Source organism: Spirosoma harenae (genome assembly GCF_054776975.1).
In genome coordinates this window covers 105,216-120,067 of record NZ_BAAHBD010000011.1, presented here as the reverse complement: position 1 = coordinate 120,067, position 14,852 = coordinate 105,216, and the positions used below count along the sequence as shown (strand labels likewise).

The 14,852-nt window shown below is 45.2% G+C and carries 15 protein-coding genes and 1 pseudogene; 4 read left to right on the top strand and 12 right to left on the bottom strand.

Annotation, left to right across the window (positions count from 1 at the left end; translation table 11 throughout):
* The first annotated feature begins 15 nt into the window (after nucleotides 1-15).
* A complete protein-coding gene (locus ACYVE4_RS17265; RefSeq protein ID WP_461041421.1) occupies nucleotides 16-657 on the top strand; it encodes a LolA family protein in 642 nt (213 codons plus the stop codon).
* A gap of 26 nt (nucleotides 658-683) precedes the next feature.
* Here ACYVE4_RS17265 and upp read toward each other — a convergent pair whose 3' ends face one another.
* Nucleotides 684-1,331, bottom strand: coding sequence for a uracil phosphoribosyltransferase (gene upp / locus ACYVE4_RS17260; protein ID WP_461041420.1), 648 nt, complete (start codon nucleotides 1,329-1,331; stop codon nucleotides 684-686).
* Between the two features lie 116 nt (nucleotides 1,332-1,447).
* On the opposite strand from upp, the gene ACYVE4_RS17255 reads away from it, so the two are divergent.
* Both ACYVE4_RS17255 and lpcA read left to right on the top strand, forming a co-directional pair.
* Nucleotides 1,448-3,256, top strand: coding sequence for a hypothetical protein (locus ACYVE4_RS17255; protein ID WP_461041418.1), 1,809 nt, complete (start codon nucleotides 1,448-1,450; stop codon nucleotides 3,254-3,256).
* Between the two features lie 144 nt (nucleotides 3,257-3,400).
* Complete coding sequence (gene lpcA / locus ACYVE4_RS17250) at nucleotides 3,401-3,973, top strand: D-sedoheptulose 7-phosphate isomerase (RefSeq protein ID WP_461041417.1); 573 nt, start codon at nucleotides 3,401-3,403, stop codon at nucleotides 3,971-3,973.
* A 152-nt stretch (nucleotides 3,974-4,125) separates the two neighbouring features.
* On the opposite strand, the gene ACYVE4_RS17245 is transcribed toward lpcA, so the two are convergent.
* From ACYVE4_RS17245 to ACYVE4_RS17225, 5 genes and pseudogenes are all read right to left on the bottom strand, one after another.
* Nucleotides 4,126-5,688 carry a DUF5916 domain-containing protein gene (locus tag ACYVE4_RS17245; RefSeq protein ID WP_461041539.1) on the bottom strand — a complete coding sequence of 521 codons (1,563 nt, stop codon included), beginning with the start codon at nucleotides 5,686-5,688 and terminating at the stop codon, nucleotides 4,126-4,128.
* Nucleotides 5,689-5,811: 123 nt separating this feature from the next.
* Nucleotides 5,812-6,174 (bottom strand): annotated as a pseudogene (locus ACYVE4_RS17240) (carbohydrate binding family 9 domain-containing protein); the annotation flags it as partial.
* A 411-nt stretch (nucleotides 6,175-6,585) separates the two neighbouring features.
* Nucleotides 6,586-7,413, bottom strand: coding sequence for a TPM domain-containing protein (locus ACYVE4_RS17235; protein ID WP_461041416.1), 828 nt, complete (start codon nucleotides 7,411-7,413; stop codon nucleotides 6,586-6,588).
* 7 nt (nucleotides 7,414-7,420) lie between these two features.
* On the bottom strand, nucleotides 7,421-7,855 hold the full coding sequence (locus tag ACYVE4_RS17230) for a TPM domain-containing protein (protein ID WP_461041415.1): 435 nt from the start codon (nucleotides 7,853-7,855) through the stop codon (nucleotides 7,421-7,423).
* Nucleotides 7,856-7,927: 72 nt separating this feature from the next.
* Nucleotides 7,928-8,509: a LemA family protein gene (locus ACYVE4_RS17225; RefSeq protein WP_461041414.1), complete on the bottom strand. Its 582-nt coding sequence runs from the start codon at nucleotides 8,507-8,509 to the stop codon at nucleotides 7,928-7,930.
* Between the two features lie 239 nt (nucleotides 8,510-8,748).
* Here ACYVE4_RS17225 and ACYVE4_RS17220 point away from each other — a divergent pair, with 239 nt between their 5' ends.
* The gene (locus tag ACYVE4_RS17220; RefSeq protein WP_461041413.1) at nucleotides 8,749-9,537 is read left to right on the top strand and encodes an SDR family oxidoreductase; all 789 of its coding nucleotides are present in this window, start codon (nucleotides 8,749-8,751) and stop codon (nucleotides 9,535-9,537) included.
* Nucleotides 9,538-9,650: 113 nt separating this feature from the next.
* Here the strand turns inward: ACYVE4_RS17220 and ACYVE4_RS17215 are convergent, their stop codons facing one another.
* The 6 genes from ACYVE4_RS17215 to rfbB form a co-directional block, all read right to left on the bottom strand.
* Nucleotides 9,651-10,310: a response regulator transcription factor gene (locus ACYVE4_RS17215; protein ID WP_461041412.1), complete on the bottom strand. Its 660-nt coding sequence runs from the start codon at nucleotides 10,308-10,310 to the stop codon at nucleotides 9,651-9,653.
* A 63-nt stretch (nucleotides 10,311-10,373) separates the two neighbouring features.
* Entirely contained in the window at nucleotides 10,374-11,174 is an 801-nt protein-coding gene (locus tag ACYVE4_RS17210; RefSeq protein ID WP_461041411.1) for a sensor histidine kinase, read from the bottom strand.
* 107 nt (nucleotides 11,175-11,281) lie between these two features.
* Nucleotides 11,282-11,938 carry a hypothetical protein gene (locus ACYVE4_RS17205; protein ID WP_461041410.1) on the bottom strand — a complete coding sequence of 219 codons (657 nt, stop codon included), beginning with the start codon at nucleotides 11,936-11,938 and terminating at the stop codon, nucleotides 11,282-11,284.
* 23 nt (nucleotides 11,939-11,961) lie between these two features.
* Nucleotides 11,962-12,372: a hypothetical protein gene (locus tag ACYVE4_RS17200; protein WP_461041409.1), complete on the bottom strand. Its 411-nt coding sequence runs from the start codon at nucleotides 12,370-12,372 to the stop codon at nucleotides 11,962-11,964.
* A gap of 373 nt (nucleotides 12,373-12,745) precedes the next feature.
* Nucleotides 12,746-13,606: a glucose-1-phosphate thymidylyltransferase RfbA gene (rfbA, locus tag ACYVE4_RS17195; RefSeq protein ID WP_461041408.1), complete on the bottom strand. Its 861-nt coding sequence runs from the start codon at nucleotides 13,604-13,606 to the stop codon at nucleotides 12,746-12,748.
* Between the two features lie 104 nt (nucleotides 13,607-13,710).
* Nucleotides 13,711-14,778, bottom strand: coding sequence for a dTDP-glucose 4,6-dehydratase (rfbB, locus tag ACYVE4_RS17190; protein WP_461041407.1), 1,068 nt, complete (start codon nucleotides 14,776-14,778; stop codon nucleotides 13,711-13,713).
* Nucleotides 14,779-14,852: the final 74 nt, after the last annotated feature.

The window sequence follows — 14,852 nt, the reverse complement described above, 5'->3', positions numbered from 1 at the left end:
GTAATACCTATATATATGAGAAAACTAACATGGATGCTGGCTTTGGTTGTTATGACCGTTTTACCAGCATTAGCCCAGAAAGATAAACGAGCTCAGGATATTTTGGATGCCATGAGTAAGCGATATAAAGCTCTTAAATCCTACCAGGCTCTATTTACCTACACAAGTGTGGGAGGAGGTTCAAAAGAATCGTACAAAGGCGATTTGACTGTTAAAAACGAGAAATTCCATTTAATTCTGGGCGGACAGGAAGTGTTTACCGATGGCAAAACCATGTCGACCTATGTTAAAGAATCCAACGAAGTAAATGTGCAGGATTATGAAGCCGGTGGTGTTGGCGAGTTGAATCCAACACAGATTTACACCATCTACAAACGGGGCTTCAGCTATAAGTTTTTGAAAGAACAGAAAGATGGAGGGCGAACGCTGGAAGTAATCGAACTGACCCCTAATCGCCCTAAAAGCCCAATTTCAACCATACAGATTTCGGTTGATAAAACGGATAAATCTGTTCGTAACTGGCTGATAACGAATAAGGATGGCAAACGTACGACATACAATATCACGAAATTTACGCCAGATGTAAACGTTCCTGATTCCTACTTCGTTTTTGATAAATCAAAATACCCAGGCGTTGAAGTAGTAGATTTGCGATAAGATGTAAGATACATCTTACATACCCTCTACACTTTCTCGCCAAACGATAGATCGCCGGAATCGCCAAGACCTGGAACAATATAATAATGCTCGTTCAGGTGATCGTCGATAGCCCCCAACCAAAGATGGCATTGCGGGAGTTGTTGCTGTACATGGCGAACGCCCTCTGGACTGGCAATGACTGCCGCAATGTGCGTTTGCGAGGGAATCCCATAGCGCAATAAGGCGTGATATACTTTTTCGAGCGAGCGGCCCGTTGCCAGCATTGGATCGCACAGAATTAACGGCTTGCCACTCAAATCAGGACTAACAATGTAATCCATGGCGATTTCAAACTCGTCGTTGTCGGCTGATGAATAGCCTCGATAAGCTCCCGCAAATGCATTTTCTGCCTGATCAAAATAATTGGCAAATCCCTGATGAAACGGCAGTCCTGCCCGTAGAATAGTGGCTAGAACTGGCTGTTGTCGAAGCACTTGCGTACTCGAAGTACCCAGCGGAGTTTGTACATTAATTGGATGGTGAGGCAGTTTTTTCGAGATTTCATAGGCCATTAACTCGCCAAGGCGCTCCAGGTTTCGGCGAAATCGTAGCCGATCCTGCTGAATGGAAATATCTCGAAGTTCGGCGATAAATTGATTCGCTAGAGAGGGTTGCTGAGCAAATACAAACATAGTTTGTGGGCTTCTTTCGCCGTAAATTAGTCGTAAGGTTGGCGTATATCCAAACCAATTGGCTAATTTAAGCCGCTAAAAGGCTAATCAACCCATAAATAGTCCTGATAAGGCCAATGCTCTTTCGTTTCATGCGCATCAACGTTTATCTTTTCTGTTTTCTTCTCCTTTCGTTATATGTTCGGGCGCAGAGCCCATTAGTGCCACTCAACTCAGATTATTATCATTTGGTTGACCGATTGGAAATCCGTCAAAATGGTTGGGCCGACGGATTTCACAGCACTATAAAACCCTATAACCGGCAGAGTATTATCCAATTAACGGATAGTATAGTCGCTCACCCCACTCGCGAATTATCCGATACAGACTATTTTAATATCGATTATCTCCGTAACGATAGCTGGGAGTGGGCAACACCGTACGACACAGTAGGAAGAGACCCGTTTGCACGACATTTGAGAACCACCCAATCCGTTGGCGATAGTCGTAAACCCATCCTAAAACATTTTTATCAAAAGAAAGCAGACTTCTATAGTTTACAGACACCCGATGTTGATCTGCATGTTAATCCGGTATTTTACTTCGGGATAGGGGCTGATAACACATCCAGTGAGTCAAGCCAAATACCCAGTGGATCGCGATCGCTATTTTTCAATACCCGAGGGTTGGAAGTGCGGGGTACAATTGGTCGAAAACTGGGCTTTTACACGTTCTTTTCGGATACCCAGTCGATCTTTCCTGAATATATCCAGCAGTATGGGCAAACCTATGGGCAAACTTATGATCCCAATGGAGGTATACAGCCTACAGCTCCTGGAGAAAGCTTTATAAAGACTTTTGGCACACGCGGGGTCGATTTTCTGTCGGCGCGTGGCTACATTACTTTTAATACGCTTAAAATAATCAATGTTCAGTTCGGGCATGATCGTAACTTCTTCGGGAACGGGTTTCGGTCGATGTTCCTATCGGACAATAGCGCCCCCTACTTATTCCTAAAGCTGTCGACTCGGCTTGGAAAACGGATACAGTACACCAATTTATTTACATCGCTACAGAATACGCAGGCACCTTTGCCAAAGGACGAGAAGTTAATTCCGCCGAAGTTTGCGGCTATGCATCACCTGAGTATCAACATAACCGATCATATCAATTTGGGGGTGTTCGAAGCTGAAGTCTTTAGCCGCGATCGACTGGATCTTAGTTATCTGAATCCAATTATTTTGTATCGATATGTTGAATCGAGTTTAGGAAGTCGAGACAATGCATTTATTGGTATCGATCTGAAAGCCAATTTTTTGTCTCATTTTATGGTCTATACCCAAGTTATGTTGGATGAATTTCGGCTGAGGCCTTTACTGGATGGTAAAGGCGACTGGACCAACAAATTTGCTATTCAGCTCGGAGGTAAATATATCGACGCATTCAACGTACCAAACCTTGATTTGCAAGCTGAATTTAATCTGGCTCGACCCTATACATATTCGCACGAAAAATCGGCTACCGTGAGTGCAGGACAAACCAATTATGCACACTACAGTCAGCCATTAGCGCATCCGCTAGGCGCTAATTTTATGGAAGGATTGGGTATTGTCAGATATCAGCAGAAAAAACTCTCTGGTAATCTTATTGCTGGTGTCATGATGTACGGCGCAGACCCCGATCCTGATCAAAATTATGGTGCTAATATCTTAAAGGATTATAATACCAAAGTTCGGAGTGAAGGCAATTTTATTGGTCAGGGGCGCAAAACAGTTATTACTTATGCCGATTTGCGGGCTTCCTATATGATTCGCCACAATATATTTCTGGAAGGGCGCTATCTATACCGATTTCAGGATAGCCAGAATCGCACCAGCAGCTATACGGAGCAAACGGCCAGCATTGCCTTGCGCTGGAATCTTGCTTACAGGAATTGGGTATTTTAAGACAAAATTTTCAGGGAGTCTTCTACCTGAATCTTGTAATAAAACCTTAAGCTAAAGCATGAGTCCAACTAGTTAACGGACTCATTACCTTTGTTGAATTAGTACATATTAATCGTCTTAACGGTTTGGCCGTTTTCATCACCAATGCTTGATATTATTCGCCAGGAACTGACAGAGGCACAGTCGGTTTTAGATACATTTTTAAGTAATCCCGCGCATTTGTCGGCCATCGAGCAAGCGGCTATTCTTATGGCCGATGCGTTGAAAAATGGAAAGAAAATTATTTCATGTGGTAACGGCGGTTCCCATTGCGACGCAATGCACTTTGCCGAAGAGCTATCAGGTCGTTATCGGGATAATCGACGTTCGTTAGCTGCTATTGCCATTTCGGATGTAAGCCACCTTTCCTGCGTCAGTAACGATTATGGCTATGAACACGTATTCTCGCGGTTTATCGAAGGATTGGGCAACGAGGGCGACGTCTTATTAGGTTTAAGCACGAGCGGAAATTCAGGCAATATTGTTAAAGCGGTAGAAGTCGCCCGCGAAAAAGGCATGAAAGTTATTTTGCTGACTGGAAAAGATGGCGGAAAACTAGCCGGACAGGCCGACGTCGAAATTCGAGTTCCCCACTTTGGTTACGCCGACCGTATACAGGAAATTCATATTAAAGTCATTCACTTGTTTATCCTGCTGATTGAGAAACAGGTCATCTGAACCGGGATTTTTCTGATTTGATTGACTGACTGTGATTCTGAATCGGGATTGAACAGGTTTATGGATTAATCAGATATTGTAGATGATCAGAACGCTTCTTTAAAGCGGAAAAACAAAATCAGCTTAATCAGTTAAATCATAAAAATTCCGGTTTAGAATTGCTTCAAATACGACAGCTTCCCAATAATGTGTTGTTCTTGCTGGCGGTCTGTAGCACGGACAGAGCCTGCGTAGGTACCGTTGTTATAAATTATATATAAGAATGACAACGGCTGGAATTCCCAGGATAGCCGGATATTCCAGACGTTTCTATCGGTGTAGGTATTTCGTTGGAAGAAGCTAATGAGTTGCAAACGAGGGTTAGCAGCCATACGACTTTCAACACTATATAATCCAATCGTACCGGAGTAATTCCCAACGTTTTTGAAGTCATTCAATTCTCCGCTCACCGTAAAGGACATATGAGGAATAGGTGCCAGAATCATTGAACTCCGTCCATACGTCAACCGTCCATCGTAATAGCGGCCTGTTTCGCCTGAGAGTTGTAGGGATACTTTTTTTGATGGGTCGGTACTGAACATCATTTGGAAACGAGTGTAGGTGTATTTTCCCGAAGCAATGCGCAATCCTAATGGCCGATAATCGCCCTCATCCAGGCGTTGAAAGGATGTATTCGCAAATAGACCCAGATAGCCACCGTTCTGAAAGGAGAGCCAAATTGGATTCGCGTTATATTGTGCTTCCTGTAAATAACCCGTCGAGGCTTTGTGATAAAACTCAAAAAAAGCGCCAGGTTCGAAACCACGTATCCATTTAGGTAGCCAACTGCCCCGATTCACCAGAAAAAATCCAGGTGTTGTTGCAATCACATCGGTACGCGATACAAATCCCATAGCCGGATTAAAGTTCCTCGTGACAAGAGACTCTGTCCACCAGGCTACCAGTTGATTCGTGCGAAACGATAGCTGACTGTAGGCCGATAAGCCCTGATTGGACTGATTTGAGCCAAACGTACCGATTACCATCGCGCTATAGGATAAACTCTGATTCAACCGGAAGAAACCATCAAGAGCTACTGTGCCGTACTGTCGGCTATGAATACTATCGATAGCATGTACATTTTTGACCGTTACCAGTCCACCAATTCGATTCTGTCGGCCAATGTTTTCACTATAGCGACCCACCACAAAATCAGTTGTTGGACTACCCGGAATCCCACGTTGCCGGATCAGCATTCCGCCATAATTGCGATTTAGTGATCGATAAACCAGGCGGGCGCCCGCATCAATCGGTACAGGTGTAGTACTGCCATTAGAAAGGGTGGCCAACCCAATCGTTCGGCTGAAAAAAGGTTGAATGACCATACTACCCCCTTCGCCCGTACCGGTGTTGCCGGGTAATCCAGCGCCGAACAAACTGGCATTTTCAAGAAAAAATGCACGACGTTCGGGAAACAACACAGAAAAGCGAGTCAGATTATTCACTTGCCGATCAACATCCGCCTGGGCAAAGTCGGTATTAAACGTTAGGTCAAGAACTGTATTCGGATTGATGGCCCATTTCAAATCGCCACCTAACTTGAGGTTTGTTTTTTGCTCATGACCGACCTCGGTGCCATTGTACCGATCATCGCTAACCAACATATAGGGCTGGATGCGGATATTAGTCGAAGGAGGGGGAGGTTTTAGGCCAGTGACCAAACCTGCATAAGCCACTCGATTGGCCGTGAACGCTCTTGGATACGGTGACCAAGCCGATAATTCGTTGGAATGACGCCGATTGCGAAAAAAATTGATTCCCCACGACTGCGTCGAATCGGTGGAACGGGCATACCGCAACGTATTCCAGGGAATCTGTATTTCAGCCACCCAACCCGAATCCGAACGACTGGTCCGAACTTTCCAGAATCCGTCCCAATCAATATCATTCAGAAAATCATCGAAGGAGAGTAAATCGCGTTGCGTACTGTACGGATTTGTGGCAAACGTCATTGCGTTACGTTTGTCGTTGAATCCATCGATAACGATGCCAAACAGATCATGAGCCGTTGCCGAAAAATCACGCTTGAAGTTTGGGGTTCGGATTGACTTACGGCCTAAAGAATCATGATTAAAAGCCGCTATGTACAGAAATTGACGGTTGAACAGAACACGTACATCCGTATCGAAATTAACCGGACGGCCTTGTTTGGGCTCTACCTGTACAAACCGATTAACGACTTTGGCGCGTTGCCAGTCCGGTTCATCCAGGCGACCATCAATTTTAAGTTTGTCACTGATTTCAATAGCCTGAATGCGTCTACGGTTTTTCGACGGCGCAAAAACCACAGCCTGACCAGTTATATTCTGAGGCTGTTCAACTGCATTTTTACGAACTGTATCTGGCTTAATAACATCAGACTGCGCTGTATTAGGAACAGTCGGGATCGTTTGTCCTAGCGAATAAAATGGGAAAAAGAGGGCGAAAAGATAACAACGTATAGAAAGGGGCAACATACTGATGACAACTTATCAGGCAAAATAACTAGCGTCATCAGAGATAGCCGCCTGTTTTTCGTTGAACGGCCAGTTCTGACTGCTCATTGGTAGCAAACTGTGAATGAGTTGTATGGATCAGTAATCGCCACCGGCGCCACCACCACCGAAGCTACCGCCCCCGAAACCGCCAAAATCGCTGCCTCCGCTACTGCCACCGCCCCAGCTACTACCACCACCCCAACTGCTTCCACCTGAGCTACCCCAACCTGGTGTCGGCAGAAAAATAGGACCCCAGCCACCACCGCGATTGCCATTACTACCACCGCCCCGGTTTCGTCGCGAAATAATGAAGATAATGATGATAAAGATGATGAGGGCAATGAAAAATACACTGCCGCCACCATCGTCGTTCGACTTCGGTTCTGCCTCGTATTCTCCCTTAGCTCGTTGAATAATTTCGGTTGTGGCGTCATCCAGCCCTTTAAACCATTGTTCCTGCTTAAACGCGGGCGCAATAGTATTTGTAATGATCCGTTTCGAAATGGCATCAGGAATAGCCCCTTCCAGGCCATAACCCGTTGCAATATATACTTTGCGTGTCTGAGTAGCCCACGCCAGTATCAAACCGTTGTTTTTGCCCTTCTGACCGACTCCCCACTTCCGGCCCACCTGAAACGCAAAATCACCGATCGGGTAGGGCTCCGTCGTCTTAACGATAACAACGGCAATTTGGGTTGAAGTCGAGTCATTATAGGCGCGTAGTTTTTGTTCGAGCTGAGAGCGCTCGCTACTGCTTAAAATCCCCACAAAATCATTGACCAATCGGGGCGGATTTGGTTTATCGGGAATAACGTCATTGGTCGTATCCTGCGCCCATACCTGATTCACCGTAATCAGTAAGACCGCGATTAATCCAAGACGAAAACTTCGGATGAGTTGATTAACAAAAGAAATTACGTTCACGGTAGTATCATTCAAACGAAATGTCGTCGGAGAGCTCGTTAGTGTCGTCGCTGGCGTAGGGAAAATACTGCTTCAATTGTTGCCCAGCTTTTGAAATTCCCTGACTAAGTCCTTCCGTATACGCTCCGGCAACAAAATAACTGCGCATCAGATCTTTCGTGCTTTCCCAGAAATCGGCAGGTACTTTCTCGTTAATGCCTTTGTCGCCAACGATGGCAAACTTCCGATCGGTATGCGCCAGGTAAAACAGCACGCCATTCTGATCTTTCGTTTGTTGCATCCCTAATTGGGCAAACATATCGATCGCTCGTTGTACAGGATCAGCCGTAGGGCAGTGTGCTTCCACATGCACGCGAATTTCACCCGACGTGGCCTTTTCAGCCTGTCGAATCGCATCAATAATTCGTTTTTGCTCGTCGGAAGAAAAAGGGTTCGTTGGCATAGGGCAGGGGCATCGGGCAGGGGGTTTGGGAAGAGCAAATAACCCATGCCCTTACCCCTCTGACCCATGCTATTAAAACTGAACCGTTGGCGCGCTTTGAGCGGCTTGCGATGCCTCGAAGAAGCCTTTTACCGGGAAGCCGAAAATACCAGCGAAGATATTGTTCGGAAACGAACGAACCGACTGGTTATAGACTTTAACGGCTGCGTTGAAGTCATTTCGAGAAACTGAAATTCGGTTTTCAGTTCCTTCCAGTTGCGCCTGTAATTCCGAAAAATTTTGGGTGGCTTTAAGTTGAGGATAAGCCTCGGCTACAGCCAACAGTTTCGATAGCGAACCGCTCAATTGATCCTGAGCTGCCTGAAATTTCTGAATATTTTCGGGCGTCAACTGATCGGCGTTCAATTTTATGCCCGTTGCGTTGGCGCGCGCCTGAATAACGGCGGTCAACGTACTTTTTTCAAAATTAGCCGCTCCCTGTACTGTTCGCACAAGATTCGGAATCAGATCAGAGCGACGTTGATACTGCGTCTGAACCTGGGCCCATTTTTCCTGTACATTGGTATCATTCTGAACCAGGCCGTTGTAGGAACTACAGCCGTACATGCCCAGAATAAGGGCAATCACTACCCCGATAATTAACGATTTTGACATGGTTTCCTGAATTGCAAAGGTTTTTATTGGATTCAAAGTTGGCCAAAGCTACTAATTTGTTTAAGCAAAACTACGCCAACGGTCTTTTTATCATCTTTGCCTATGGTTTGTATTGATGACTGGTGGTTTTAACGCAATTCGGACAAAGTTGTTCTACTATCAATAGCCTGCCTTCTACGATTGAGAGAGGTTTTTGTTGATCGGAACCACGGAATTAACCTACTTAATTTGTTTGACAGATGAATCTTGACTTAACTGGTAAAACAGCTCTTGTTGGTGGAAGTACGCAGGGGATTGGCCGAGCTTCGGCTATAGAACTGGCGCTTTTAGGGGCTAATGTTGTTCTGATTGCTCGAAATGAAGAAAAACTCAAGACCGTATTGAATGAATTAGATACGACAAAAGGGCAAACACATCAGTATTTAGTGGCCGATTTCAGCCAGCCAGATGCTGTGCAAAAAGCTGTTTCGGACTATTTGTCGAAAACGCCAACTATCCACATATTGGTGAATAACACAGGTGGTCCTCCGGGCGGTCCTTTAGTTGATGCTAAGCCCGAAGAATTTGTGCAAACGTTTCATAACCATTTGCTGAACAATCATGCGTTGGTGCAACTGGTTATGCCGGGAATGAAAGAAGCTGGCTTTGGCCGAATTGTTAACATTATTTCAACATCGGTGAAACAACCAATCGTCGGGCTAGGCGTTTCGAACACGATTCGAGGAGCGGTGGCTCAGTGGGCTAAAACGTTGTCGCTCGAAATTGCGCATTTCGGGATTACCGTTAATAATGTTTTGCCGGGTTACACACAAACCGCCCGTTTGGAATCGACCTTAGCGATGCGTGCCAAAACATTGGGCAAATCGGAAGAAGAAATAGCTGCTCAGATGGAACGGGAAATTCCGATTGGACGATTCGCCACCGCGAGCGAGGTTGCGGCTGCTGTTGCCTTTCTATGTTCGCCCGCAGCCGCGTCGATTAACGGAATCAATCTGCCGGTAGATGGCGGGAAAACGGGAAGTCTTTAGTTATCAATTTTGTCATGCTGAGGAACGAAGCATCTTAAAGCGGCTCTATTAGTGAGTAATGATGCCTTGAGATGTTTCCTTCGTCAGCATGACAAAAGTATTATTGTTTACTGTCAAACCAGATTATTCTTAAACGCATACGCTACCATGCCAGCCGTATTTTTAGTGCCGGTTTTTTCAAGAATACGTAAGCGGTGACCTTCGACCGTTCGAGGACTTAGGAATATTTTTTCGCTGATTTCATTGGTAGATAAGCCTTCGCAGATCAATACCAATACTTCTTTTTCTCGTTCGGAAAGTAAAATCTTGCTGTTATAGAATGGGTTTGCGGGTTTATTGACGGTTGGTTTATTTGTCATTTTCCGAAGCATGGCTTTCGACACGAACTCGTTTAGGTATACCCCTTCATCCATCACCTTCCTGACAGCCTTTTCGACCTCACCCGCTTCGGCATCTTTCAGCAAATAGCCACTGACGCCTTTCTCAAGCAGATGTAGTACCATTCGATCTTCGTCGTGCATGGTTAACACCACAATTTTAACGAGCGGGTGATTATCCCGGAGATAATCTGCCGTGGCGGTGCCGTCCATAACTGGCATTTGTAAGTCGAGCAGGACGACATCCGGGGTTTTTCGGGTGATTTTATCGATCAATTCCTGTCCATTTCCAGCTTCCAGAATCAACTCAAAATCGTGAATTTGACCGAGAATAGTTGCCATCCCGACACGGAACAACGTATGATCGTCGCAGAGCGCAAGTTTAATTTTTCGCATGGAAGAAGAGGAGTTAAGGCGAATACCTGATGAGTCGTTAGAATAGCCCATCAGGATAACAAATTAACTTAATAAATCAACAGGCTGTGCATCATGTAGATGAACTTGCACATAGACTTTTGAACCACGACCAGGAGCTACATCGAATGTGACATGACCGTTGACCACGTTCAGGCGGCTTTCGATGTTACGAAGCCCTAAACCAGCCTTCTTATTTTCCATTACAGCATCGAAATCAAAGCCTACGCCGTCATCGATCACAGATAATCGAATCTCGCCGTGAAAACGAAGCAATTGAATCGTAATGTGCCGGGCGCGGGCGTGGCGGATCGCATTGTTAACTAATTCCTGTACAATTCGGTACAGCATCAGTTCCAGAGCCGGTAAGAAATGAACTTCGGATTCAGGGTAATCTAGCGAAACTTCTAATTGGTCATCGGTTGCCCGGTCGGCTAGTTCTTCAAGAGCGGCTAACAGACCAAATCGTTCCAATGTTGTGGGGACCAGATTTCGGCTGATGCGCCGAACGTTGGTCATCGTTTCGTCGATCATGGAACGCGTTTTCTGAAACTGAAAACCAACCGTTACTTCACCACCCAACTGTTTCTCCAATTGGTTGAGACTCATTTTCGTAATCGATAGCATGGTCCCGATGCCATCGTGCATATCCTCCGCTAATCGCCGGCGTTCCTCTTCTTGGCCGCGAAACGTTGCTTCCATCAAATCTCGCCGATGTTGGGCCTGTAATTCCTGGAAAGCAAGTTGCTGTTTCGCCTGTTTTTGCTGATAATACGCCACGAAGATGATGATGAACACCGCCATCATCAGCAACACAGCCGTACCAACGGCAATATACAGTTTCATTGTATTTGGCTCCACAGCAATAAGGGGCTGATAATCAAGAGTAATAGAAAGGTAGTGAGTATATTTAATGTTTAGGTGAAGGAGTTAGTAAACGGTCGGCCGGGTTACTATTTTTCATAACGGCTGACCCAAAAACCAACCGAAGCTAAGAGACAGAAAGCTACGTAGATAAATTGCTGAATATTCCAGAATAGGTCAAAGGTATCTTCTGGAGTAGAATTTGACATCAGCAGTTGACCGAATAAAGCAATTAGAAAAGTCCCGGCACCATACAACAGAACGCCCGAACTTAACCAGAACATAGCATGACGACTTAAACTCACCACGCGCAGCCCTTTTAGGGTGTCGTTAAAGAACAACAAAGCTGCGCTAATACAAAAAACCTTCCCGGCGATCTGATTGATCGGAGAGATAATGGTAATTCTGAAAAAAATAGTAGCTATCAATAAGCAACTCCCAAGCAAGACTACTAAATACTGGCGCAATTTTGCCTCATTTAGACCTATATGATAAGCAATTCCCAAAATTGTAATATCGATAATTGACTGAGTGTTATGTAGGTATAAATTAGAAATACCGTTTAAGGAAGTATAAAGTGCTACCGACTCCTTGGCAAAAACGCAGATAAAATAGATCCAGAAAATTCGACTTTCCTGTCTTAGATAACTATAGCGAATCAGACCAATTAGTATGGGCAAAAGAATAACTAGATAACTGATGGCATCAATGGGATATTTTTCCGCAATGCCTAACAGGGCATTCATTTTTAAACTATATAGAGGGTAAATTATTGATTGTCAGCGCAGTGTCTGGGGCATGTCCAGCCTTCGCCTAACGTCATATCCTCGTTACCTCCATCGTCTTTCAGGCCGCCATCACTAACCGAACTAGGTAAATCTCTTCCTCTGACATCGACGCCAGTAAGTAGAACTCGAGCTTTCAGCTGACCTTTTCCTACTTCCGTAGGTCGCTCATTGTCATCTTCCCATCGATTGGCGTAGTGAACTCGAATACCCACGCAACCCTTCTGCTTTAGTAATTGATTGATTTTGGCAATGCCAAAAAATTCCGAACGAGTGTATTCCTCTTCTTTCTGACCGCAGGCCAGTTTTGCATTACGGTAAGCTTCCTTCATAGCACGACTTTCTCTCGAACGAAGAAAGCGCCCCGCGTTTTCATTGAATACGTTATCAGACATAATACAGTGAGTAATGATCGGATTGAGTAGGTTGGATAAAATCGGAAAGCAATACGAACTTACGATATTCAGAAGAGTATACAAGAGGTGTTTAACAGTACTTATATTGATTAATTCATTGATAATCAATGAATTAATCTAATTTAATGACTCCTTATTACGTAGTTCTACGTGTCAAATTACGGACTTTTGCCTGTTTCGGATAAGATGATTAAAATCGGTGTTTCTGCGCTCAAATGTCCGATCGCTACGGACTTACCTTTGTACTGTAGCTAGTCTCGCAAGAGTAGCGCCGATATTTCTCATAGGTTAGGTATAACAAAAAACGCCGATGCAGTTGCGTCGGCGTTTTTTATGTTTCGATTAAGTCTGATTACTTCAGCAAATTCAGCAGATAAGCGCCGTAACCACTTTTTACCAATGGCTGCGCAATAGTTGCTAGTTGATCGGCGGTGATAAACTTCATTCGATAAGCGATTTCTTCAGGACAGCCAATTTTTAGTCCCTGCCGCTCTTCAATCACGTGAACAAACTGGCCAGCCTGAATCAGCGATTCGAACGTACCTGTATCCAACCAGGCCGTTCCTCGATCCAGTACACCAACTTTCAGCTTACCTCGTTCCAGATAAACCCGGTTGATGTCCGTAATTTCCAGTTCACCACGGGGGGATGGCTTAATATTCTTAGCAATGTCTACTACGTCATTGTCATAAAAATACAGCCCAGGAACCGCGTAATTTGATTTAGGCTCTGTCGGTTTTTCTTCAATCGAGAGTACGTTAAAATCGTTATCGAATTCTACAACACCGTATCGTTCCGGGTCATGTACTTGGTAAGCGTACACGACCCCACCATCCGGATCATTGTTGGCTTGCAGTAGTTTCGATAGACCCGACCCGTAAAAGATGTTGTCGCCCAAAACCAGCGCTACTTTATCGTTACCAATAAATTCTTCACCGATGATAAAGGCCTGGGCCAGACCGTCGGGACTTGGCTGAACAGCGTAAGTAAATTGGCAGCCCAGTCGAGCACCATCACCCAAAAGTTTCTCGAAATGCGGTAGATCGTGGGGCGTCGAGATGATCAAAATCTCCCGGATACCCGCCAGCATCAGAATCGACAAGGGGTAATAAATCATCGGCTTGTCATAAACAGGCATCAACTGTTTGGATACGGCCAGCGTAAGCGGATGAAGTCGTGTGCCGGAGCCCCCGGCAAGAATAATTCCTTTCATGATATTGAATGAGCGAATGAGTGAATGAGCGAATGAGTAAATATCATACGGCAGATAAGTATCCGCCAATTATTCACTCATTCGCTCATTCACTCATTCACAATTTATCTATTCGCGTACATTTCCTGATAATAACTCTGGTAATTGCCGGAGGTGACGTTGTCCAGCCACTGCTGATTGTCCAAGAACCAATCGACTGTTTTTTCCAGGCCTTCTTCAAACTGAAGGGAAGGCTGCCAGCCCAGTTCATTCATGATCTTGTGGGCATCGATAGCGTAGCGAAGGTCATGCCCAGCGCGGTCGGTGACGTAGGTAATCAGTTGTGCTGATGTCCCTTCGGGACGGCCCAGCTTGCGATCCATAATTGCACAAAGCAGGTGCACCAGATCAATGTTTTTCCACTCGTTAAAACCACCAATGTTGTAGGTTTCACCCAGTTGTCCTTTATGGAAAACGGTGTCGATAGCCCGGGCATGGTCAACCACAAACAGCCAGTCGCGAATATTTTCGCCTTTACCATATACAGGCAGAGGTTTATTCGTCTGGATGTTATGAATCATCAATGGAATCAGCTTTTCAGGGAAGTGATTGGGGCCGTAGTTGTTCGAGCAGTTGGTCAGCACAACCGGCAGCTTATATGTGTTGCCATAGGCTCGCACGAAGTGATCGGAAGCCGCTTTCGAGGCTGAATAAGGCGATTGTGGATCGTAAGACGTTTCTTCGGTGAAGAAATCCTCTGGATTGTGAAGGGAGCCGTACACTTCATCGGTCGAAACGTGATAAAAGCGTTTGCCTTCATAGGCGTCGGACGCGACCCCGGCCTTCCAGCTATTTTTAGCCGCATTGAGCAGATTTACCGTGCCAACGACATTGGTCATCACAAACGACATCGGATCGGTAATCGAGCGGTCAACATGGGATTCGGCAGCCAGGTGAATGACACCATCCAACTCCAGTTCAGCAAACATATCCTCCAGAAATTTCGCGTCGGTAATGTCGCCTTTGATGAAGGTGTAATTAGGGGCATTCTCGATGTCGGTTAGATTGGCCAGATTGCCGGCGTAGGTCAGCGCATCGAGATTATAAATTTGATATTCCGGATATTTTGTGACGAAGAGCCGCACAACATGTGACCCAATAAAACCAGCACCGCCGGTGATCAGAATTTTCATCTTTTTTTAGTTATACAGTTGTATAGTTATAGTATTATAAAAGTAGAATTTCGAAGCATAATAGCCTGGAAACT